The following is a 21,062-nucleotide window of genomic DNA, read 5'->3' as shown; positions in this document are numbered from 1 at the left end:
CGCGTGCGAGGTGGCCGGTTGGGTCTCACCAGCTGACCGGGAGGGTCAGCGGCGACTTGGTCACGGATTCGTCGTCCCAGGCGGGTTCCTGTCCTCCGGCGAGGCGCAGCCGCGGGAAGTGGTCGAGCAACGCCTCGACTCCCGCGGCCAGTTCGGCGCGGGCCAGGTGGGCGCCGAGGCAGTTGTGGGCTCCCCGTCCGAAGGCGAGGTGGCCCCCGCGGCCCGTGGTCGCGCCGGCCCGGTCCAGATCGAGCCGGTCGGCGTCGGCGAAGACCCGCTCGTCGCGGTTGGCGGAGGCCGGTACGGGGATGACGGCGTCGCCCTCGCGGATCGTCCGCCCGTGCAGTTCGATGTCCTCGGTCGCCAGGAGGATCACGGTGCCGTTCATCACCGGCATGTAGCGCAGGAACTCCTCCACCGCGCCGGGCATCAGCTCCCGGTCGTCGCGCAGGCGGGCCCACAGGCCCGGCCGGTCGAGCAGGGTGTGCACGGTGTCGGCCAGGAAGAAGCTGCTGATGCCGAAGCCGACGGTGAGCATGGACAACCCGAAGGCCATCACGTCGTCGTGGGTCAGCTCGCCGTCGTCGCACCGGCGGACCAGCCGGGTCAGGACGTCGTCGCCGGGCCGGTCCCGCTTCCGGGCGATCAGTCCGGCGACGTACTCGCGCAGCAGGTCGGTGACCCGGCGCCCCTCCGGCGAGGTCACCATGCCGCCGAGGGCCGCGTCCAGCACCGGGAGGAACCGGTCCCGGTCCTCGAAGGGGATGCCCACCAGGTCGCAGAGCACGAGCAGGGGGAAGGGGTCGGTGAAGCCGGCGACCAGGTCGCCGGGCGAGCCGTTCTCCTCGAACGCCCGCAGCAGTCGCCCGGCCAGCCCGCGGATGCGCGGCAGGTGGTCGCGCACGGCCCGGGAGCTGAACGGCTCGGCCAGCGCCCGGCGCAGGGCCGCGTGCCGGGGGCCGTCGAGTTCGGCGATCGTGACCAGGCGCGGACCGTCGTCCGCGGGTTGCCCGGGACGCGGCGGCCAGTCGTTGATGGTCGGCCTGATCAGCCGGGGGTCCGCGAAGAGCATCCGGACGTCCTCGTGCCGGGTGGCGTACCAGGCGGTCGCGTCCATCGGCAGCCTGACCCTGGCCAGGGGGCAGGTCTCGCGCAGCCGCGCGGACTCCTCGGGCGGCCCCATGGTGCCCGGCGGCGGGAGCGGGAAGTCCAGGACGTCCGGCTCGGCGCCGGCCCCCCGCGCACCGGGCGGCTGTGCGCTCATGCCGGCGCCCCTTCCGGGTGGCCGGGGCCGGGGCGTTCGAGGTAACCGGTGGTGTAGAAGTACTCCAGGTAGCGGTCCAGCAGCTCCGCGTCGACGGGAGGGCAGTGCAGGCCCGAGGTGGCCAGGTCGCGCTCGACGTTGGTCCGCCCGACGGTCGGGAAGGTGCCCTCGAAGTACATCTCCTTGACGGACATGTCGGCCTGCTTGCAGCGGTCCACGCACAGCGAGACGAACGGGGCCGTGGGGCTCGTGGGGTGCTGCGCGACGTGGCGGACGAGCTCGCCCACCCACTCCTCGTAGGGGAGCCGGGAGATCCGGTGGCCGGCCGTGTCCATCCGGTCGAGCATGTCGCACAGGCTCGCGGCGCGGGGGTTGGTCATGTGGTAGGTCCGGCGGGTGGCGCGGTGGGTGGTGGCGATGTGCACCAGAGCCTCGGAGAGGAAGTCCACCGGGACGAAGTCCAGCGGCAGCGGGATGTCGGGGGCGAGCCCGGTCTCGCTGATGGTCTTGAACAGCGAGCAGATCGCGGTGTCGGTGTTGCAGGCGCCGGTGTGCCGGTCGCCGGTGATCTCGTACGGACGGTAGACCGCCACCGGCAGGCCCTGGTCCTGGTCCGCGGCGTCGCGCAGCACCTCCTCGGCGACCCACTTGCTCTCGGCGTAGCCCATGGTGAGCCCGTCGGCGTGGTCGAGCGGCAGGTCCTCGTCGACGTGCCGTACGCCGGCGGTTCCGAAGCCGGCGAGCACCGCGATGGTGGAGAGGAAGTGCACCGGCACCCGGCGCCCGGCCGCCAGTCGGATGAGCTCCCTGGTGCCTTCCACATTGGTGCGGCGCAGCGCGTCGTACGGATAGATGAAGTTGACCTGCGCGGCCGAGTGGATCACCAGGTCGACGGTGTCGGCGAGTTCGTCGGCGCAGCCCGGCTCCAGTCCGAGGCCGGGCTCGGCGAGGTCGGCGGGGAGGCACACGATGCGGTCGGCGGCTTCGGGGGTGGCGAGGCCGAAGCGGGCGAGGTTGCGCATCACCTTCTGCCGGGCGTGGGCGGGGGCCCGGCTCCGCACCGGGCAGCACACCCGGGCGTCGGTGCGGCGCAGCAGCGCGGCCAGGAGGAAGGCGCCGACGAAGCCGGAGGCGCCGGTGAGCAGCACCTCCGCCGGGTGGTGCCAGTCCGGCTCCGGCCCGCGCGTCGGCGGGAGGGTGAAGCCCAGCCGTGCCTCGGCGCGGAAGTCCACCGGGCCCGCGTCGGCGTTCACCCTGCCGTGCCGGCCCTGGACGGCGGCGACGGCGGCGGTGAAGTCCTCCAGTGTCGGGGAGCGCAGCAGGCTGTGGACGAGGGTGCGGCCGTGCCGGGCGTCGAGGCCGAAGGCGGTCAGCGCACGGGTGACGGCCTCGGCTGCGAGCAGGGAGTCACCGCCGATGTCGAAGAAGCTGTCGCCCGGCGCCGGGTGCACACCCAGCACCACCTGCCAGATCCGGGCCACCGTGTCCTGCGGGCCGAACGCGGTGCCGTTCACCGCCGCCGGGACGGCAGCCTTCTCGGTCGCCGTCAGCCCGCGCAGCCGGTCGCGGTCGACCTTGCCCCCGGCCGTCACCGGGAACCGCGCGAGTTCCACCAGCCGCGCGGGCACCGCGGCCGCGGGCAGCCAGGTGGCGAGACCGCTGCGGATGCGGTCCAGGGGCAGTGCCCGGCCGGGGCGGGCCGGGGTCACGTACCCGATCAGGGCGTCGCCCTCCCGTTCGACGACGGCCTCGCCCACCGCGTCGTCCGCGCGCAGCCGCGCCTCCACCTCGTCCGGCTCGATGCGGTGCCCGCGCAGTTTGATCTGCCGGTCCACCCGGGCCCGGTACTCCAGTACGCCGTCCGGGCGCCGGACCACGCGGTCACCGGTGCGGTAGAGGCGCGTACCGGGCTCGACGAGGTCGTCGACGAAGCGCTCGGCGGTCAGCCCGGGGTCGCCGAGGTACCCCAGTGCGAGCCCGTCCCCGCCGACGAGGAGCTCGCCCTCCTCGCCGGTGTCGGCGAGCGTGCCGTCCGGGCACAGCACGTGACAGGTGGAGTTCTCCAGGGGGAGGCCGATCGGCACGGCCGTCGTCTCGGGAGGCAGGTCGTGCAGCGCGTGTGCGGTGGATACCACGCTGTTCTCGGTCGGGCCGTAGAAGTTGACCACGGTGGTGTCCGGGCAGGCCGCCAGGATCGCGCGGGCCAGTTCCGCGTCCATCGCCTCGCCTCCGGCCGAGGCGAACCGCAGGGACCGCAGCGCCGAGGGCCTGGTGCGCGCGATGTGGTGGAACACCCCGGTGGTCAGGTAGGCGATGCTGACCCGCTCGGAGAGCAGCAGCGATTCCAGGGCGGTCGGCGACAGCAGTTCCTCCTGGTCGGCGATCACGATGCAGGCGCCGGCGAGCAGCGCGGGCCAGATCTCGATCGTGGAGGCGTCCGAGGAGAGGCCGTAGGCGTGCAGCACCCGCTCACCGGGCCGCGGCCGCTGCCGGACCAGGTCGGAGGCGGCCAGCCGGACGATTCCGCGGTGCGGGATCGCCACGGGTTTGGGGCGGCCGGTCGAGCCGGACGTGAACATCACGTAGGCGCAGTCCGCGGGGAGCGCCCGGGCCTGCGGTACCGCGGTCGGGGCGGTCGGGGCCAGGCCACCCAGCTCGATGCGGGAACGCACGCGCCGGATGCGGCGGGAGCTGCCGGGCAGCGTGACGACGGTGTGCACCCCCGCGTCCTCGGCCATCGCCTGCAGACGCGCGGGCGGTGCGGCGTCGTCGAGCGGGACGTAGGCCGCACCGGTCTTGAGGATGCCCAGGAACGCGACCAGCGCCTCCGGAGAGCGGGCCCCGCACACCCCGACCGTGTCCCCGTACCGCACGCCGGAGTCGTACAGCCGGGCCGCCACCGCGTCGGAGCGGAGCTTGAGTTCGCCGTAGCTGACGCCGCGGCCGTGCTGTACGGAGGCGATGGCCCGCGGGCGGTGCGCCGCCCGGGCGTCGAACAGCTCGTGAAGGCAGCGATCGCGTGGATACGGCACCGCCGCGGCGTGCTCGGCCGTCGCCTGATGCGTCGTTGTTCGGGTGTTCATCGGGACGTCACGCTCTCTGCCGCACACGGGCCGCGCGCGGGAAGCTACGGTTCGAACTCCTTGGCGAAGGCGGCGAAGTCGGCGGTCCGCCATCTCTCGGGCCTCATGCGGATGAGGACGTCGTCGGCCAGCTGCCGCCGGTTGGCGTCCAGGTACGCCGCCGCCGTGTCCGCGTCCAGGTACCGGCGGGCCAGCTCCTCGCGTTCGGCCGGCGGCAGCGGGTCCTCGACGGCCACCACCGGCCCCTCCACGCTGACGTAGCGGTAGGGCGCCGACTCGACCTGCGCGCAGAGGCTGAACCGGCCCGCGCTGCGGATGAGCCGGGCCTTCAACGTCTTCCGCCCCGTCTGGATCGTCACCAGCCCGCCGGGCCGGTAGGAGTACCAGAGCGGGACGAGCAGCGGTCCGCCGCCGTCGCGCGCGTCGTCCACCCCCAGGATTCCCACGTGCGGGCTGGCGAGGAACGCCTCCCGGGCTTCGACCGACATCCTGAGATCCACTGCTACCGCCTCGATTCGGCAGGGGACGCACCCGGTATCGATTCGCGCCACGGAAGGTGAGCCGACGGGGGGTCTCCGGGCGGCCGGCGTGTGACCGCCGCGGGTCTGTGCGAGTCCTCGGTCCTGCTCATCCGGTGCACCCGGCCTTCGGGAACCCGCTGGCGCGGCCGGGGCAGGGGCCGGGCCGGACCGGGCTCTCTCTTCCACATTTCCACCACCCCCGGGTGGCTCGCATCCCGGCGGCCGGGCACGCGGTGCCTCCGCTCCCCCGCCGAAGAGCACGTCGGGCGCTCCGGGGGGATCCTGCCAGTGTCGGCCGTCAGGTGGTTCCCGGCTGGTTCCAGGAGAAGGAGGGGCACATGAGGGCGGCCATCCGGGCCGAGGGCCTGGTGAAGGACTTCGGCGACGTACGGGCCCTGGACGGGGTCGACCTGGACGTGCCGGAGGGGACGGTGCTGGGCCTGCTCGGCCCCAACGGCGCCGGCAAGAGCACCACGGTACGGGTGCTCACCACCCTGCTGCGGCCCGACGCGGGCAGCGCCCACGTGGCGGGGGTGGACGTGCTCAAGCACCCCGGCCGGGTCCGCAGCCTGCTGGGCCTCTGCGGCCAGTACGCGGCGGTCGACGAGTACCTCACCGGCCGGGAGAACCTCCAGATGGTCGGCGAGCTCTACCAGATGCGGGCCCGGGACGCCAAGGCGCGAGCCCGGGAGCTGCTGGAGTGGTTCGACCTCGCCGAGGCGGCCGACCGGCTGGCCAGGACCTACTCCGGTGGCATGCGCCGCCGGCTCGACCTGGCGGCCGCGCTGGTGGTGCGGCCCCCGGTGATGTTCCTCGATGAACCCACCACCGGTCTGGACCCGCGCAACCGGCTGGCGCTGTGGGAGGTCATCGAGATGCTGGCGGCGGAGGGCACCACCCTGCTGCTCACCACCCAGTACCTGGAGGAGGCCGACCGGCTGGCGCACGACATCGTCGTGGTCGACCACGGCCGGGTGATCGCACGCGGATCCGCCGACGACCTCAAGACCAGGACCGGCGGCGAGCGGGTGGAGGTGGTGGTCCACGACCGCGAGCAGATCGGTACGGCCGTCGCGGCGCTCACCCCGTACGGTGGGGGCCCGCTCAGCGTGGAGCAGCACACCCGACGAATCCTCGTGCCGGTGGGCGGGGGCGCCCGGGTGCTCGCCGACGTCATCCGCGAGCTGGACGGGCTGGGCGTCCTCATCGACGACATCGGCCTGCGCAGGCCCACCCTCGACGACGTCTTCCTCTTCCTCACCGGCCACGCGGCCGAGGAGAACGAGCCGGGGAAGCCGCCTCGGACGGCTTCCGAGGCCGGGCGGCGCCGGTGGACACGGAACGCCCGTGGGAATTCTCGGCGGGGACTTCGGAGCTCCCAGCAGAAGTAGCAACTCCAGTGATGGGCAAGGGAGTGGAAACCATGGGACAGCTGGATGGGAAGATCGCCCTGGTGACCGGGGGCTCGGCCGGGATCGGTCTCGCCGTCGTCCGTCGGTTCGCCGACGAAGGTGCCACCGTCTACCTCACCGGCCGGCGCAAGGCCGAGCTGGACGAGGCCGTGGAAGCCATCGGCGAACGGGCCATCGGCGTCCAGGGCGATGTGTCGAATCTCGATGACCTCGACCGGCTCTTCGCGGCGATCGAGGCACGCAGCGGACGGCTGGACGTCGTGGTGGCCAACGCCGGCGTCGGCGAGCTCGCCCGGCTCGGGAAGATCACCGAGGAGCACTACGACAGGACCTTCGGCATCAACGTCAAGGGGGCGGTCTTCACCGTCCAGAAGGCGCTGCCCCTGTTGCCGGACGGCGCCTCGGTGATCGTGCTCGCCTCCACCAACGCGTCGACGGGCGTCCAGGCGATGAGTGTCTACAGCGCCACCAAGGCCGCCGACCGCAACCTCGTCCGCACGTGGGCCGCCGAGCTCGCGGGCCGCGGCATCCGGGTCAACGCCATCAGCCCCGGCCCGATCGAGACTCCCGCCATCCGCAGTCTGAGCGCGGAGGAGACGCCGCTGCTGGACGAGCTCATCGCCAGGGTTCCGCTGGGCCGGATCGGACGCCCCGACGAGGTCGCCGCCGCGGCCCTCTTCCTCGCCTCGGACCAGAGCTCCTTCACCACCGGAGCCGAACTCTTCGTCGACGGCGGCCTCAACCAGGTCTGACCGGCTCGGCGAGGTCGAGGGTGTAGGCGGTGCCGCCGCCGGGGGCGGGTTCGACGGTCAGTTCGCCGTTCATCGCCTCGACGAAGCCGCGTGCCACGACGAGGCCGGTGCCCTCGACGGCCGGGCCGGGAGCCGTCACCCGGAGGTGGACCCGCCCGGCCACCGCTCCCGCGTCGACCAGGGCGGGCCGGGCGGCCGCCGTGAGGACGTCCGCGAGGGCGCGTTCCAGCAGGCCCGCGTCGGCGAGCACGGGCGGCAGGTCGTCCGCGAGGGTGAGCCGCACGCCGCCCTGCTCGCCGGGCAGGGCGGCGAGGGCGGCGGCGAGCACCGGGGCGAGGGCGGTGGGGCGCAGCAGCACCGGCTTCTCGCCGGCCCGCAGCCGGATGAGGTCCAGCAGGTCGGCGACCAGGCGTTCCATCCGCCGCGCCTCGGCGGCGATCCGCCGCCCCGGCGGTCCCGGCAGGGCGGCGGCCTCGCGACGCAGCGCCGTGAGCGGCGCGCGCAGGTCCTGCCCGGCGGCCTCCAGCAGCGCGGTGTGCAGGGCGTCGGCGTGGGCGAGGGTCTCGGCCGCCGCGGCCTGGACGGCCAGCCGCTCGCGCTCCCGGGCCAGCCGCAGCTGGGTGACGTAGGGGCCCAGCAGCCGGGCGTCCTCCTCGGTGAGCGCCGGTCCGCGCAGCGCCAGGACGGTGTCCGCGCCGAGGTCGACGGCGAGTGAGGCCTCGTCGGGGCGCTGCGGGAGGGCGGCGCCGGAGGCGGCGACCGGGCGCCAGAGCGGACCGGAGCGGACCAGGACGACGGCGCCCTCCAGGCCGAACACCTGGCGCAGGTCGGCGACCAGGTCGGGCAGGGCCCGGGCCCCGCCGTCGACCGTGTCGCCGGCCAGCCGGGCCAGCACAGCCGCCTCCGCGCGGGCCCGGTCGGCCTGCTGGGACCGGCGGGCGAGGCCGTCGATGAGGTGGGCGATGATCCCGGCGACGGCGAGGAAGAGCAGCAGTGCCGCGAGGTCGGCGCCGCGGGCGACGGCGAGGCTGTGCCAGGGCCGGGTGAAGAAGTAGTCGGCGGCGAGCAGCGCGGCGGCGGTGCTGCCGGCGGCGGGCAGCAGGCCGCCGAGCCGGGCGGTGGCGGCGACGGCGAGCAGCAGGCAGAGCAGGGCGCCGGGCAGTGCGAGCGCGTCGCGCAACGGGGAGAGCGCCCAGGCCAGGGCTGCCGTCCCGGCCGGTCCGGCCAGCCAGGCGAGGCGTCGGCGGCGTGCCGAGACGGCGGCCGGGCGCCGGCGCCGGGGCGCGGGCGGGACGGCCAGCAGGCCGGGTCCGGGCGGGGGCACGACCCGGACGTCGATCGGTCCGGCCAGCCGGATGACGCGGTTGATCACCGAGCCGGACACCAGTTCGCGCAGGCGGCTGCGGCTGGTCGGGCCGAGCAGGATCTGGGTGGCGCTCTCGGCGTGGGCGAAGTCCACCAGGGCGCGGGCGGCGTCGCCGCCGCTCACCTCGACGTAGCCGCCGTGGAGTTCGTGCAACAGCGCGCGCTGCCCGGCGAGCGCGGACGGCTCGCGGACGGCGGTGCCGTCGTCGAGCCGGACGTGCACGCCGATCAGATCGCCGTGCACCCGGGTGGCGGTGCGGGCGCCGCGGCGGATCAGGTGCTCGCCCTGCGGGGCCCCGTTGAGGGCGACGACGATGCGTTCCTTGGTCTCCCAGGGCGCCCGGATGCCGTGCCGGGCGCGGTAGTCGGCGAGTTCCTCCTCGACCCGGTCGGCCAGCCAGAGCAGGGCGAGTTCGCGCAGGGCGCCGAGGTTTCCGGCCCGGAAGTAGTGGTCGAGGGCGACGTCGATCCGGTCGGGCGGGTAGACGGCGCCCTGGGCCATCCGGGTGCGCAGGGCCTGCGGGCTGAGGTCGACGAGTTCGATCCGGTCGGCGGCGCGGACCACCTCGTCGGGGATCCGCTCGCGCTGGGCGACGCCGGTGATCTGTTCGACGACGTCGTTGAGGCTCTCCAGGTGCTGGATGTTGACGGTGGTGGCCACGTCGATGTCGGCGTCGAGGAGTTCGCGGACGTCCTGCCAGCGTTTGTCGTGGCTGCTGCCGGGGGCGTTGGTGTGGGCGAGTTCGTCGACGAGCGCGAGTTGGGGGCGGCGGGCGAGCAGGGCGTGGACGTCGAGTTCGGTGAAGGTGGCGCCGCGGTGGCCGACCGTCCGGCGGGGCAGGACGGGCAGGTCGCCGAGTTGCTGCTCGGTGCCCCGGCGGCCGTAGGTCTCGACCAGTCCGACGATGACGTCCAGGCCCTCCTCGTCGCGCAGCCGGCGGCCCTCGGCGAGCATGGCGTACGTCTTGCCGACCCCCGGCGCCGCCCCCAGGAACACCCGCAGTCGTCCGCTCACCGCCGCGCCGCCACCTCCTCGGTGTCCATGCTCCGCCCGGGCGCCGGGGTGCGCGAGGGGACGGCCGGGGTCCGGCGACCAGGTCCCGCCTGCACGCCGACGCCGGATGATCCGGATGGTGCTATCGTCAGTAGCACCATGTTGCTGAAGCTGGACACCGGCGACGCCCGCCCCCTGCACGAGCAGGTCGCGGGTGCGATCCGGCGAGCCGTCGCCGAGGGCGAGTGCGCGCCCGGGGACAGACTGCCCCCGGCCCGGGAACTCTCCCGGGCGCTCGGGGTGAACACCAACACCATCCTGCGCGGGCTGCGCACGCTGCGGGACGAGGGCGTGCTGGAGTTCCGCCGGGGCCGCGGCATCACCGTCGCGGCGGAGGCCGACACCCGCTCCGAACTCACCGAGCGGATGCGGCAGTTGGTCGCCGATGCGGCCCGGGCCGGCTACAGCGCGAACGATCTCGTGGACATGATCAGGGGGATGTCGTGACGGACGAGGGGCCCGTGGCGAACGGGCGTCGGGAGAGCACGCGTCGGGGGAACGGGCCGCAGCGCGGCGCGGTCTGGGGTGCGGCGGCCTGGTCGGTCGGCGTGCTGGGACTGCTGATCGCGCTGCCGTGGGCCGCCCGCTCCCGGCTGCCGGACCGGCTCGCCACCCACTGGAGCGGGCGGAACCCGGACGGTGCCATGTCGCTCACGGCCGCCGCGCTGTTCCCGGCGGCCACCTGGCTGGTGCTGGTGCTGGCCACCGCCGCCGCCTTCCGGTTCTGGCCCGCCCACTCGCGCGGCGCCACCGGGGTGACACTGGCCACCGGCGGCGTGCTCCTGACCGGGGCGCAGACCTCCATCGTGCACGCCAACCTGGACCGCACCCGCTGGCAGGACGCCGCGCCGATGGGCGTCGAGGTGGTCCTCGTCATCGCGGCTGCGGGCCTGGCCGGTCTGCTGACCTGGCTGGCCACCCGCCCGCACCACGCCTCCCCGGCCGGGGCACCCCCGGCGACGGGGGCGACGGTGCCGGCGGCCGCCCCGGGCGAGCAGCTGGTCTGGCTCTCCCGGGCCGTCAACCCCTGGATGCAGCTGGCCGCCGCCGTCCTCGGGCTGGGCGCGGTGGGCGGCGTGCTGGCCCCGGCCAGCGGGCTGATCGCGCTCAACTGGTCGCTGATCGTGCCGTTCGCCTCCACCTCCGTCCTCGTGCTCGCCTGCTCCTCGGTGCAGGCCCGGGTGACCGACCGGGGCCTGTCCGTCGGCTTCGGCCCCTTCGGTCGGCCCAGCCGGCGCTGGTCCCCCGCCGACCTCGAATCGGCCCGCGCCGAGACCCGCACCCCCGCCCAGGCCGGCGGCTGGGGCTACCGTGTCAACGGCCTCGGCACCACGGTGATGCTGCGCCGAGGGGCCTGCCTGGTGGTCCGCACCCGGCGCGGCGGCGAGTTCGCCGTCAGCGTCGACGACGCCGAGCGCGGCGCGGCGCTGCTCGACTCCCTCATCTCCAGGGCCGCCAGCCCCACCGGTTGACTCCCCTTCCGGCCCCGCCGCCCATCTCGTGACACTTCGCGAAACCGCCCGGTCACCCGGGGTGCGGCGGGCGGCGGGGCGGGTACACCAGGTGACAGCCGGTCACCGTACGGAGGGCAAGGAGGCGTCCGTGACTCACGACGGACGGACGGAGGAAGCCCCGGGGCGCGACGAGGTCGCCGCCCGGGGAGGCACCCACACCAATCAGGACGAACGGACCATCACGTTCCTACGGCTCGGCGTCGGCCTGATCGGCATTCTGCTGCCGCTCGCGCTGCCGCTGGGGAACTGGCTGTTCGCCGAGTTCCGAGGCCAGAGCACGGCGGACTTCTGGCCGGCCTCGATGAGCGGCTCGTACTACACCAGCACCCGGAACCTCTTCGTGGGCGGCCTGTGCGCACTCGGGGTGTTCCTGATCTGCTACCGCTTCGACCGCCGCGACGACCGCTGGAGCACCGCCGCCGGCGTGTTCGCGCTCGGGGTCGCCCTGTGCCCGACCGCACCCCGGGACGCGACGACGTTCCAGGCCACGGTCGGCGTGCTGCACCTCGTCTTCGCGAGCCTGCTGCTGTTCGTGTTGGCGATGTTCTGCCTCTTCTCCTTCCGGAACCCGAGTTCGGCCCAGCCGTCCCGGGTCGGCTGGGCGTACCTGGCGGCCGGGGTGCTGATCCTGGTCCTCCTGCTGCTCGCCGTCGTCGCCGGGGTGACCGGCATCGGCTCGAACTGGGCCGTCCGGCCGCTGTACCTCTGCGAGTGGTTCTCGACCTGGGCCTTCGGCGCCGCCTGGACGGGCGCGGCGTGCGAACTCGCCGCCGCCGGCGGATCGTACGGGAAGCACCCGGTCCTCCCGGGGCAGACCGGCGCCCTCACCGCCGACAACCCGACGGCCCAGCCCCGGTAGTCGGCCGGGTCGCCCCGCCGGCAGCCCGGCGGGGCGACCCGGAGGATGAGTGATCGTCATCTTGTCGTCCCGGAACACCGTTACCATGCGCACCATGGCCCGCCACCGTGGCGGCCGGTGACGGCACCCCAGCAACGGGAGGACGAGCATGTCGAACGAGGTCCGGGCGGAGCGCGGTCCGCAGGAGGAGTACCCCTCGGTGGATCTGCGGATGGACGTACCGCACTCGGCGCGGGTCTACGACTACCTCATCGGCGGCAAGACCAACTTCGAGGCGGACCGCGTCGCCGCGCACGCCTCGGTGCAGGCCTGGCCGTCGCTGCCGATCTCGATGCGCACCACCCGGGAGTTCATGCAGCGCGCCGTCCGCCACCTCGCCGAGGAGCACGGCGTCCGGCAGTTCCTGGACATCGGCACCGGCATCCCGACCTCGCCCAACGTGCACGAGATCGCCCAGAGGATCACCCCGGACGCCCGGGTCGCCTACGTCGACAACGACCCGATCGTGCTCACCCACGCGCGGGCCCTGATGTCCAGCACGGCCGAGGGCCGCACCTGTTACGTGGACGCCGACTTCCGCGACCCGGAGTCGATCATCCAGAACCCCCGGCTGCGCGAAGTCCTCGACCTGTCCCAGCCGGTGGCGCTGTCGCTGATCGCCATCGTCCACTTCGTGCTCGACCGGGACGACCCGCAGGGCATCGTGCGCCGCTTCATGGACGCCCTCGCCCCGGGCAGCTTCCTCGCCCTGACCGTGTTCACCGGCGACACCGACCCGGTGGGCGTGGGCGGCGTCGGCTGGGAGTACAACGCGCGCGGGATCCCGCTGCAGATCCGGGACCGGGCGGAGACCACGGCCTTCTTCGACGGCTACGAACTCCTCGACCCCGGCGTCACCCTGGTCCACCACTGGCGCCCGGACGCCGGCGCCGCGCCGATCCGCGACCAGGACATCGCGATGTACGCGGGCGTGGCGATCAAGCGCTGAGCCTCCTCAGGGCGTGTCAGGCACTCCCTAGCTCGTTACGGAGACCAGGCCCGCCTCGTAGGCCAGGATGACGAGGTGGACCCGGTCGCGGGCGTCGAGTTTGGCGAGCAGCCGGGTCATGTAGGTCTTCACGGTGGCGATGCTGAGGACCAGTTCGGCGGCGATCTCGGTGTTGGACAGGCCCCGGCCGACCAGGGTGAGGATCTCCCGCTCGCGGTCGGTGATCGCGTCGAGCCGCCGGGCGGCCGGGGTCTGCCCCGGTGCGGCGGACGGTACGGCGCCCGGGATGGCGCCCGGGGCACCGGCCCGGGCCGGCGCGGCGGACGGCGCCCGGGCCGGCCGCCGGTCCGCGAAGGAGGAGATCAGCCGACGGGTGACGCTCGGCGCGATCAGGGCGTCCCCGGCCGCGACCACCCGGACGGCGGCCAGGATGTCGTCCAGCGCCATGTCCTTGACCAGGAAGCCGGACGCCCCGGCGCGCAGCGCCGCGTACACGTGGTCGTCGTCGTCGAAGGTGGTGAGCACGACGACCCTGGCCGGCCCGCCGCCGCCGGTGATCAGGCGGGTGGCCTCGATGCCGTCCATGCCGGGCATCCGCAGGTCCATCACGACCACGTCGGGCCGCAGTTCCCCGGCCAGCCGGACGGCCTCGGCGCCGGTGCCGGCCTCGCCGACCACCTCGGCGTCGGTGGTCTCCGTGATGACCATCTCCAGCGCGGCCCGGACCAGCGGCTGGTCGTCGACCAGCAGGACGCGGATCACGCGCCCACCTCCACGGCGAGCGGCAGCCGGGCGGTGACCCGGAAGCCGCCCTCGGGGCGCGGCCCGGCGTCGAACTCGCCGTGCAGCAGGGCGACCCGCTCGCGCAGCCCGGCCAGGCCGAAGCCGCCGCCCGGCTCGCCGCCCCGGCCCCGGCCCCGGTCGGTGATCTCCACGGACACCTCGCCCGCCGTCCGGCGGTCGACCCGGACCACGCAGGAGCGGGTGTCCGCGTGCCGCACCACGTTGGTGACGGACTCCTGGATGACGCGGAAGGCCGACAGGTCGACCTCCGATGGCAGCGGGCCCTGGTCGCCCTGGCGCCGGACCTCGACCCGGACGCCGGCGGCGGTGGTCGCGGCGGCCAGCCGGTCGAGGTCGGCCAGGCCCTGCGGGACGATCGCGGACGCCTCGCCGTCGGCCCGGCGCAGCGCGACGAGCATCCGGCGCAGCCCGGCCAGGGTCTCCCGTCCGGCGTTCTCGATCTCGGCCAGCGCCTCCCGGGCCCGGTCGGGCCGGGTGTCGATGACCCGGCGGGCGGCGCCGGCCTGCAGGGCGACGATGCCGATGCTGTGGGCGACGGTGTCGTGCATCTCACGGGCGATCCGCAGCCGTTCGGCGGTGACCGCGTCGGCGGCCGCCCGGGTGCTCAACGCCCGGGCGTGCTCGCGGTTCTCGCGCATCGAGCGGCCGACCAGCCAGGCGATCAGGGCGAGCAGCGCGGCGCCGTCGGCGGAGCCGATGTGGGTGCCGGTGAAGATGCCGACGGTGTTGCCGTGCACCAGGCCGATGTGCAGCACCAGGAAGGTCATCACCAGCGCGAACGCGGCCCGGGAGCTGCGGCGCGGCCGGGTGGCGGTGATCAGGCAGAGCGCGACGTCCACGGCCAGCAGCGCGGCCGGGGGCACCTGGGTGTTCGCGGCCCAGCCGTCGGTCTCGGTGAAGGCGGCGACGAGCAGCAGGACGATCGAGAGCACCGGCAAACGGCGCACCAGCGCGGCGCCGGCGAAGGCCACCGCCGTGGTGGCCAGGGTGAACGCCAGTCCGCCGTGCGCGGCGGCGCCGTGGTGCTGGCGGGCGGTGCCGCCGAGCAGGACGGCGGGGTAGGCGGCGGCCACGCACCAGGCGGCCCCGACCCAGACCTCGGGCGGGACGCGCCGGAACAGCGGCGGAGAGGGCGTCGCAGGCATGTGAAGATCGTAACGACGGACCGGGGTCCCGTCATCGGACCGTGGTTGTACGACCGGGGGTGACGGCCGGGAGCGCGGGATGTCAGCGCCGGTCCGATGCGGCGGCCGGGCCCTGCCCGGCACCGTTGAGCCCATGATCGAAGTCACCGAGCTGACCAAGCGCTTCGGCCGCACCACTGCCGTCGACCGCCTCACCTTCACCGTCCGGCCCGGCCACGTCACCGGCTTCCTGGGCCCGAACGGCGCGGGCAAGTCCACCACCCTGCGACTGATCCTCGGCCTCAACGACCCGACCGGCGGCACCGCCACCGTCGACGGCCGCCCGTTCCGGGCCCGGTCGCGCGGGCTGCGCGACGTCGGCGCGCTGCTCGACGCGGGCGACGTCCACGGCGGGCGCAGCGGAGCGGCCCATCTGCGGGCGCTGGCCCGCAGCAACGCGATCCCGGCCGCGCGGGTCGAGGAGGTACTGCACGAGGTCGGGCTCACCAAGGCCGCCGGGCGCCGGATCCGCGGGTACTCGCTCGGGATGCGGCAGCGGCTCGGCATCGCCGGTGCGCTGCTGGGCGACCCGCCGGTGCTGCTGTTCGACGAGCCGCTCAACGGCCTGGACCCGGAGGGCGTGCTGTGGGTGCGCGGGCTGTTCCGCCGCCTCGCCGCCGAGGGGCGGACGGTCTTCGTCTCCAGCCACATGATGGCGGAGATGGAGCACACCGCCGACCGGCTGGTGGTGATCGGCCGGGGCCGGCTGATCGCCGACGAGAGCCTCACCGAGTTCGCCGCCCGGGCCGGCCACACCGACGTCACCGTCCGGGCGGCCGAACCCGACCGGCTGGCCGGCGTGTTGGCCGCGGCGGGCGCCACCGTCCGGCCCGGCCCGGACGGCGCGCTGGCCGTGACCGGTCTCGACGCCACCCGGATCGGCGAACTCGCCCTGGAACACCGCCTGTTGCTGAACTCCCTGACCACCCGCACCGCCTCCCTGGAGGAGGCGTTCATGGAACTGACCGCCGACAGCGTCGAATACCTCGCCGGAGAGCCCCGATGACCACCCCGCCCCCCACCACCACCGCCATGCCCTCGACCGGCACCGGCTCCGCCCTGCGCACCCGCTTCCGCGACCTGCTCGCCGCCGAGTGGATCAAGCTCTGGTCGCTGCGCTCGACCGCCTGGGTCCTGGGTCTGAGCGCCCTGTTCATCATCGCCGCCAACCTCAAGGCGGCCCGGTACACCTACGACCACTACACCGTCGGCGAGGGCGATCCGGCCACCATGCTGCAGGTCGCGCTCGGCGACTCCTTCACCGTCATCGCGGCCGACGTCGTGATGATCGTCGCGGGCAGCGTCGGTGCCCTCGCCCTGGTCGGCGAGTACGCGAGCGGGCTGATCCGCACCACGCTGGTGGCCGTCCCGGACCGCCGGGCGGTGATCACCGCCAAGGCCTGCGTGCTGACCGTGGTCATGCTCGGCTACGGCGTCCTCACCGCGGGCGTCTCCTTCGTCGCCTGCCAGGCCGTCCTCGCCGACACGCACATCGGTCTGTCCCTCGCCGACCCGGCCGCGCCGCGCTTCGTCGCGGCCGCCGCGCTGTTCGCCCCGGTCTGCGCCCTGGCCGGGTTCGCCCTCGGCGCGCTGATCCGGCACACCGCCGGCGCCGTGGTGTCCACCGTCCTGGTGCTGTTCTTCCTGCCCGCGTTCTTCAACGAGCGCTACCGCTGGTCGGCCGACCTCCTGCACGCCATGCCGCTGCAGGCCTGGCGGCGACTGGCCCGGGTCGACCTGACGCACACGTTCCCGGTGGCACACCCGGCCACCGTCGCCGGGTCCTGGGCCACCTACGCGGTCTGGGCGCTCGTCTCGGTGGCGGTCGCCGTGGCGGTGGTCCACCGGCGCGACCACTGACCGACCCCGGATTTCTAACCGCCGTGCCAGCCCGCCGCCACGTCCGCCACCGCGACCAGCAGCGCCGCCAGCACCAGGCCCGCCGCGACGGCCACGCCCAGTTGGAAGGCCCACGCCCAGTCCGGGCGCGGGCCCTGGGCGTGGGCGAAGAACACCGAGCCGACGACCGCGATGCCCACCGCCGAGCCGACCCGCTGCGCGGTCTGCAGCACACCACCCGCGCTGCCGGCGCGGGCGACCGGCACCTGCTGGAGGGTCAGCGTCTGGTTCGGGGAGATCACCAGCCCGCTGCCCACCCCGGCGACCAGCAGCGGCAGGGCCGTCGCCCAGGCCACCGACTGTCCCGGCCACTGCTGCACCGCCAGCGCCGAGGTCAGCAGGCCGAGCAGCACCAGCAGCAGCCCGGCCAGCACCAGCCGCCGCCCCAGCCGCCCGACCAGCCGCCCGCCCACCGCCGCGGCCACGGCCGAGCCGAGCGCGAACGGCGTGACCGCCACACCTGCCGCGAGCGCCGAGTAGTGCAGGCCCGTCTGCAGGTACAGCGTGAAGATGAAGAAGATCGCGGTGAACCCGGCGAAGTACACCAGCGACAGCGTCACCCCCGCCGCGTACGGGCGGACCGCGAACAGCTCCATGCTCACCAGCGGCTCCCGACCCCGCGCGTAGTACCGCTCCCAGCCGACGAAGGCCACGAGCAGCACCGCCGCCAACGGCAGCAGCAGCCAGCGGACCGCGCTGTGCCACTGCTGCTCCTGGACGAACGGCAGCAGCACCGCGACCGTCCCGGAGCCGAGCAGCAGCATCCCGACCGGGTCGAAGTCGCGGTGCCCGGCCCGCGCGGTGGCCGGCGGCGGCGCCGGAAGCAGCCGGTAGGCCAGCGGAAGGGCGGCCACGCCGATCGGCAGGTTGACGTAGAACACCCAGCGCCAGCCGTCGTGCGGGCCGAACAGATGGATCAGCAGCCCCCCGAGCAGCGGGCCGACGGCGGTGGACAGACCGACGGTCGCGCCGAGCGCGCCGAAGGCCCGGCCGCGCTCGGCGCCCTGGAAGAGGACCTGGATGAACCCGGACACCTGCGGGACGAGCACACCGCCCGCCGCGCCCTGGAACAGCCGGGCCAGCACCAGCCAGTCCTGGTTGCGCGCCGCCCCGGCCAGCGCGCTGGCCAGCGTGAACAGGGCCAGCCCGGTGAGGAAGACGGCCCGCCGGCTACGCGCGTCCCCCAGCCGCCCGGCCGGGACGAGCACCAGGCCGAAGGCGAGCGCGTAGCCGCTCAGCACCCACTGCAGGCCGCTGTCGGACATGTGCAGCCCGGCCCGGACGGTCGGCAGGGCGACGTTGACGATGCTGACGTCCAACAACGTCATGAACCCGGCCACCAGGCAGACCGCGAGCGCCCGCCAGCGCCGCGCCGCGGCCCGACCGCTGACGGCGGAGGCACTGGGCGGTGGGCCGTCCGGGATCCTGCGCGAGGGTTGGGCCGTCATGGGCGCCCCTTCCGAACGTCCGGCGGACACTGCGCCGTCCGGACGAGAGAGTCAGGCGGGCACGTCGACGACCGGACGAGAGCGCCGGGCGGGCACCGGGCACACGCCGTCCGGCCATCGTGCGCCCGCGCCGCCCGCCACCGCCAGGCGGGCTGGCCCGCCCGCGCGGCCCGTTCACCCGGACGGCCGAGCCCGATCGCGTCCGGCTCGCGCGCCCCGGACGCTGGGGGAATGAGCGCCGCCACCGAATCCCCGCCGTCCGCCCCGCCGGTGCTGGACATCCGGCAGCGGAACGTCGTCTTCGCCACCATCGTGCTCGGCATGCTGCTGGCCGCCCTGGACCAGACCATCGTCGGCACCGCGCTGCCCACCATCGTCGCGGACCTCGGCGGGGCCGCGCACATGTCCTGGGTGGTGACGGCCTATCTGCTGGCCGAGACGGTGGCCACCGTGCTGGCCGGCAAGTTCGGCGACCTGTACGGGCGCAAGCTGCTGTTCCAGGTCTCGGCGATCGTCTTCATCACCGGCTCGTTCTTCTGCGGCCTGGCGACCAACATGACGCTGCTGATCGCCTGGCGGGCGCTCCAGGGCATCGGCGCGGGCGGTCTGATGGTGACGGCCATGGCCCTGATCGCGGACGTCATCCCGCTGCGCGAGCGCGGCAAGTACCAGGGCGCGATCGGCGCGGTGTTCGGCGTGGCGACGGTGATCGGGCCGCTGCTGGGCGGGCTGTTCACCGACCACCTGTCCTGGCGCTGGGCGTTCTACGTCAACGTGCCGATCGCGATCGTGGTGGTGGCCGCGGCCGCCCGGACGATCCCCTCGGTGCGCTCGGCGCTGCGCCCGGTCGTCGACTACCTGGGGATCGCGCTGGTCGCGGTCGGCGCCAGCGCCCTGATCCTGGCGACCAGTTGGGGCGGCAACGAGTACGCCTGGGGCTCCGGGGTGATCATCGCCCTGTTCGCCGGCGGCGCCGTCGCCCTCGGCCTGTTCTGCTGGGCCGAGACCAGGGCCGCCGAACCGATGCTGCCGATGCGGCTGTTCCGCAACCCGGTGTTCGCGGTCTGCTCGGTGCTCAGCTTCATCGTCGGCTTCGCGATGCTCGGCGCGCTGACCTTCCTGCCGACCTACCTGCAGTACGTCGACGGCGACTCCGCGACCGTCTCCGGCGTACGGATGCTGCCGATGGTGATCGGGCTGCTGCTCGCCTCGATCGGCAGCGGCACCGCCGTCAGCAGGACCGGGCAGTACCGGCTGTTCCCGATCGTCGGCACCCTGGTGATGGCCGTCGGCCTCTACCTGCTCTCCCGGCTCGAACCCGGGACGGGCACCGCGCTCGCCTCCTTCTACATGTTCGTCCTCGGCGTCGGCATCGGGCTGAGCATGCAGGTGCTCACCATCGCCGTGCAGAACACCGTCGACTACGCGGACCTCGGCACCGCCACCTCAGGGGTGACCTTCTTCCGCACCATCGGCAGTTCCTTCGGCACCGCCGTCTTCGGCACCATCTACGCCAACAGCCTCAAGACCGAACTGGCCGAGGGCGTGGCCGCCTCGGCCCGTCTCACCGGCGCGGACCCGGCGCTGATCGCCCGCGCCGCCGAGAGCCCGCAGGGCCTGCACGGACTGCCCGCCGCGCAGGCGGCGCCGATCGTCCAGGGCTACTCCGACGCCCTGCACACCGTGTTCCTGTGGACGGTGCCGGTCGCCCTGGTCGGCTTCGTGGTCGCGCTCTTCCTCAAGCAGGTGCAGCTGCGGGACACCGCCCGGGCCGGCTCCACCGACATCGGCGAGGGCTTCGCCCAGCCGACCACCAGCGACTCCGACCCGCACCTGGAGTTCGCGGTCGGCACACTCCTCCGCGGCGTGGACCTCGACACCGTCCGCGCGATCGTCGACGACGCCGACACCCGGGTCGACCTGGCCGGGGCCTGGGCGCTGATGGAGGTCGCCGGCCACACCAAGGCCGTCGGCCAGGCCTCCCTGGACCTCATCGCCACCCGCAAGCGGGTACCGCCCGAGGTGCTGGAGCCGGTCTTCGACCGGATGGCCGCCGAGGGCTACCTCACCCGCGACGGCGACCGGCTCTCCCCCACCGAGGCCGGCACCCGGGAGGTCCGCGCCCTGGCCCGGGCCTGGTCGGACTGGCTCAACGCCCGCCTGGACGCCGACGCCGGACGCCCGCGCAGCGCCCAACTGCGCACCGCGGCGGACGCCATCGCCTGGCGTCTGATGATCGAGGACCTCGCCAACGGCCTCCCGTCCCACGCCCGTTCGAAGGTGACCAGCCGGACCTGAGATCCAGCCCACCCGGTGTCAGGGCTTCCGCGCCAGGACCAGCTCGCGCCGCTCGCCGTCGGCCATCAGGTCGCCGGGCTCGTCGGTGTCGGCGAAGCCGTTGCGGCGGTAGAGGGCGATGGCGGCGTCGTTGTCCGGGTTCACCGCCAGCTTGAGGGTGGTGTACCCCTGCTCGGCGGCCCAGCGGGCGATCTCGCCGATCAGCCGGTCCCCGACGCCCCGGCCGCGCGCCGCCGGGCCGACCCACAGGGAGATCAGCTCGGCGGCGGTCCGCTCCTCGTCGGCGGGCACGCCGCTGGCCATCGCGACCGGGCGGCCGTCCAGCACCGCCACCAGGTCCAGGGCGCCGGGGATCTCCAGCCGGGCACGCCAGCGGGCCTCGTGGTCGCCGGCGCCCTGCCAGTCGGCCAGGGTCGAGCCGAAGGCGTACGGCGCCTCGGTCAGCGCGGCCAGGCGCAGCTCGCGCCAGAGCGGCCAGTCGTCGGAGGTGAGGCGGCGCAGTTCGGGGCCGGGCCGCTCGGGTTCGTGCAGTTCAGGCAGTTCGCGCAGTTCAGACATGGTGCGGACCCTGCCGTACGCCCGGCCGCCGCGGCAACCCGATTATCGGCGACCCGCTT

At 74.4% G+C, this 21,062-nt stretch carries 17 protein-coding genes; 9 read left to right on the top strand and 8 right to left on the bottom strand.

Going from position 1 to position 21,062, the window contains the following annotated elements; all coding sequences use genetic code 11:
- Positions 1-25 precede the first annotated feature (25 nt).
- From ACIO5E_RS10545 to ACIO5E_RS10535, 3 genes are read right to left on the bottom strand one after another with little or no spacing between them, the layout of a single operon-like run.
- Positions 26-1,264 (bottom strand): cytochrome P450, encoded by a 1,239-nt coding sequence (locus ACIO5E_RS10545; protein ID WP_400665786.1) that lies wholly within the window; start codon positions 1,262-1,264, stop codon positions 26-28.
- Positions 1,261-4,347, bottom strand: coding sequence for an amino acid adenylation domain-containing protein (locus ACIO5E_RS10540; RefSeq protein WP_400665784.1), 3,087 nt, complete (start codon positions 4,345-4,347; stop codon positions 1,261-1,263). Before ACIO5E_RS10540 ends, ACIO5E_RS10545 begins: the two co-directional genes overlap by 4 nt.
- 44 nt (positions 4,348-4,391) lie before the next feature.
- Complete coding sequence (locus tag ACIO5E_RS10535) at positions 4,392-4,835, bottom strand: pyridoxamine 5'-phosphate oxidase family protein (protein WP_400665782.1); 444 nt, start codon at positions 4,833-4,835, stop codon at positions 4,392-4,394.
- Between the two features lie 371 nt (positions 4,836-5,206).
- Here ACIO5E_RS10535 and ACIO5E_RS10530 point away from each other — a divergent pair, with 371 nt between their 5' ends.
- Positions 5,207-6,259 carry an ATP-binding cassette domain-containing protein gene (locus ACIO5E_RS10530; protein WP_400665780.1) on the top strand — a complete coding sequence of 351 codons (1,053 nt, stop codon included), beginning with the start codon at positions 5,207-5,209 and terminating at the stop codon, positions 6,257-6,259.
- A 32-nt stretch (positions 6,260-6,291) separates the two neighbouring features.
- Positions 6,292-7,032 carry an SDR family NAD(P)-dependent oxidoreductase gene (locus tag ACIO5E_RS10525; RefSeq protein WP_400665778.1) on the top strand — a complete coding sequence of 247 codons (741 nt, stop codon included), beginning with the start codon at positions 6,292-6,294 and terminating at the stop codon, positions 7,030-7,032.
- Here the strand turns inward: ACIO5E_RS10525 and ACIO5E_RS10520 are convergent.
- The gene (locus tag ACIO5E_RS10520) at positions 7,019-9,412 is read right to left on the bottom strand and encodes a DUF4118 domain-containing protein (protein WP_400665776.1); all 2,394 of its coding nucleotides are present in this window, start codon (positions 9,410-9,412) and stop codon (positions 7,019-7,021) included. The two genes, ACIO5E_RS10525 and ACIO5E_RS10520, sit on opposite strands and share 14 nt — an antisense overlap.
- 138 nt (positions 9,413-9,550) lie before the next feature.
- Here ACIO5E_RS10520 and ACIO5E_RS10515 point away from each other — a divergent pair, with 138 nt between their 5' ends.
- The 4 genes from ACIO5E_RS10515 (at position 9,551) to ACIO5E_RS10500 (ending at position 12,812) form a co-directional block, all read left to right on the top strand.
- A complete protein-coding gene (locus ACIO5E_RS10515) occupies positions 9,551-9,898 on the top strand; it encodes a GntR family transcriptional regulator (RefSeq protein ID WP_400665774.1) in 348 nt (115 codons plus the stop codon).
- 14 nt (positions 9,899-9,912) lie between these two features.
- Positions 9,913-10,923 (top strand): DUF1648 domain-containing protein, encoded by a 1,011-nt coding sequence (locus ACIO5E_RS10510; protein WP_400665772.1) that lies wholly within the window; start codon positions 9,913-9,915, stop codon positions 10,921-10,923.
- 130 nt (positions 10,924-11,053) lie between these two features.
- Positions 11,054-11,824, top strand: a complete 771-nt coding sequence (locus tag ACIO5E_RS10505) for a hypothetical protein (protein WP_400665770.1) — start codon at positions 11,054-11,056, stop codon at positions 11,822-11,824.
- Positions 11,825-11,972: 148 nt separating this feature from the next.
- Positions 11,973-12,812, top strand: coding sequence for an SAM-dependent methyltransferase (locus ACIO5E_RS10500; protein ID WP_400665768.1), 840 nt, complete (start codon positions 11,973-11,975; stop codon positions 12,810-12,812).
- A gap of 27 nt (positions 12,813-12,839) precedes the next feature.
- Here ACIO5E_RS10500 and ACIO5E_RS10495 read toward each other — a convergent pair whose 3' ends face one another.
- Both ACIO5E_RS10495 and ACIO5E_RS10490 read right to left on the bottom strand, forming a co-directional pair.
- Positions 12,840-13,520 carry a response regulator gene (locus tag ACIO5E_RS10495; RefSeq protein WP_400666256.1) on the bottom strand — a complete coding sequence of 227 codons (681 nt, stop codon included), beginning with the start codon at positions 13,518-13,520 and terminating at the stop codon, positions 12,840-12,842.
- A 50-nt stretch (positions 13,521-13,570) separates the two neighbouring features.
- Positions 13,571-14,761 carry a sensor histidine kinase gene (locus ACIO5E_RS10490; RefSeq protein WP_400665766.1) on the bottom strand — a complete coding sequence of 397 codons (1,191 nt, stop codon included), beginning with the start codon at positions 14,759-14,761 and terminating at the stop codon, positions 13,571-13,573.
- Between the two features lie 133 nt (positions 14,762-14,894).
- Between ACIO5E_RS10490 and ACIO5E_RS10485 the strand changes: the two genes are divergently transcribed.
- Both ACIO5E_RS10485 and ACIO5E_RS10480 read left to right on the top strand, forming a co-directional pair.
- The gene (locus ACIO5E_RS10485; RefSeq protein ID WP_400665764.1) at positions 14,895-15,806 is read left to right on the top strand and encodes an ABC transporter ATP-binding protein; all 912 of its coding nucleotides are present in this window, start codon (positions 14,895-14,897) and stop codon (positions 15,804-15,806) included.
- On the top strand, positions 15,803-16,660 hold the full coding sequence (locus ACIO5E_RS10480) for an ABC transporter permease (protein ID WP_400665762.1): 858 nt from the start codon (positions 15,803-15,805) through the stop codon (positions 16,658-16,660). The genes ACIO5E_RS10485 and ACIO5E_RS10480 overlap by 4 nt, the downstream gene beginning before the upstream one ends.
- A 14-nt stretch (positions 16,661-16,674) precedes the next feature.
- Here ACIO5E_RS10480 and ACIO5E_RS10475 read toward each other — a convergent pair whose 3' ends face one another.
- Positions 16,675-18,147 (bottom strand): MFS transporter, encoded by a 1,473-nt coding sequence (locus tag ACIO5E_RS10475; protein ID WP_400665760.1) that lies wholly within the window; start codon positions 18,145-18,147, stop codon positions 16,675-16,677.
- A gap of 231 nt (positions 18,148-18,378) precedes the next feature.
- Between ACIO5E_RS10475 and ACIO5E_RS10470 the strand changes: the two genes are divergently transcribed.
- Complete coding sequence (locus ACIO5E_RS10470) at positions 18,379-20,445, top strand: MDR family MFS transporter (protein ID WP_400665758.1); 2,067 nt, start codon at positions 18,379-18,381, stop codon at positions 20,443-20,445.
- An 18-nt stretch (positions 20,446-20,463) separates the two neighbouring features.
- On the opposite strand, the gene ACIO5E_RS10465 is transcribed toward ACIO5E_RS10470, so the two are convergent.
- Positions 20,464-21,003 carry a GNAT family N-acetyltransferase gene (locus tag ACIO5E_RS10465; protein ID WP_400665756.1) on the bottom strand — a complete coding sequence of 180 codons (540 nt, stop codon included), beginning with the start codon at positions 21,001-21,003 and terminating at the stop codon, positions 20,464-20,466.
- Positions 21,004-21,062 lie beyond the last annotated feature (59 nt).

It is taken from the genome of Kitasatospora sp. NPDC087314, from assembly GCF_044744365.1.
In the GTDB taxonomy this organism is placed as follows: domain Bacteria; phylum Actinomycetota; class Actinomycetes; order Streptomycetales; family Streptomycetaceae; genus Kitasatospora.
The sequence above is the reverse complement of the archived record's forward strand: the minus strand, read 5'-3'. Positions and strand labels throughout refer to the sequence as shown.

Coding starts and splice junctions, on each gene's coding strand:
- ACIO5E_RS10480 (WP_400665762.1), top strand. CDS start 15,803: ATGACCACCCCGCCCCCCACCACCACCGCCATGCCCTCGACCGGCACC.
- ACIO5E_RS10475 (WP_400665760.1), bottom strand. CDS start 18,147: ATGACGGCCCAACCCTCGCGCAGGATCCCGGACGGCCCACCGCCCAGT.
- ACIO5E_RS10485 (WP_400665764.1), top strand. CDS start 14,895: ATGATCGAAGTCACCGAGCTGACCAAGCGCTTCGGCCGCACCACTGCC.
- ACIO5E_RS10535 (WP_400665782.1), bottom strand. CDS start 4,835: ATGTCGGTCGAAGCCCGGGAGGCGTTCCTCGCCAGCCCGCACGTGGGA.
- ACIO5E_RS10515 (WP_400665774.1), top strand. CDS start 9,551: ATGTTGCTGAAGCTGGACACCGGCGACGCCCGCCCCCTGCACGAGCAG.
- ACIO5E_RS10545 (WP_400665786.1), bottom strand. CDS start 1,264: ATGAGCGCACAGCCGCCCGGTGCGCGGGGGGCCGGCGCCGAGCCGGAC.
- ACIO5E_RS10530 (WP_400665780.1), top strand. CDS start 5,207: ATGAGGGCGGCCATCCGGGCCGAGGGCCTGGTGAAGGACTTCGGCGAC.
- ACIO5E_RS10490 (WP_400665766.1), bottom strand. CDS start 14,761: ATGCCTGCGACGCCCTCTCCGCCGCTGTTCCGGCGCGTCCCGCCCGAG.
- ACIO5E_RS10495 (WP_400666256.1), bottom strand. CDS start 13,520: ATGGTCATCACGGAGACCACCGACGCCGAGGTGGTCGGCGAGGCCGGC.
- ACIO5E_RS10465 (WP_400665756.1), bottom strand. CDS start 21,003: ATGTCTGAACTGCGCGAACTGCCTGAACTGCACGAACCCGAGCGGCCC.
- ACIO5E_RS10540 (WP_400665784.1), bottom strand. CDS start 4,347: ATGAACACCCGAACAACGACGCATCAGGCGACGGCCGAGCACGCCGCG.
- ACIO5E_RS10470 (WP_400665758.1), top strand. CDS start 18,379: ATGAGCGCCGCCACCGAATCCCCGCCGTCCGCCCCGCCGGTGCTGGAC.
- ACIO5E_RS10500 (WP_400665768.1), top strand. CDS start 11,973: ATGTCGAACGAGGTCCGGGCGGAGCGCGGTCCGCAGGAGGAGTACCCC.
- ACIO5E_RS10525 (WP_400665778.1), top strand. CDS start 6,292: ATGGGACAGCTGGATGGGAAGATCGCCCTGGTGACCGGGGGCTCGGCC.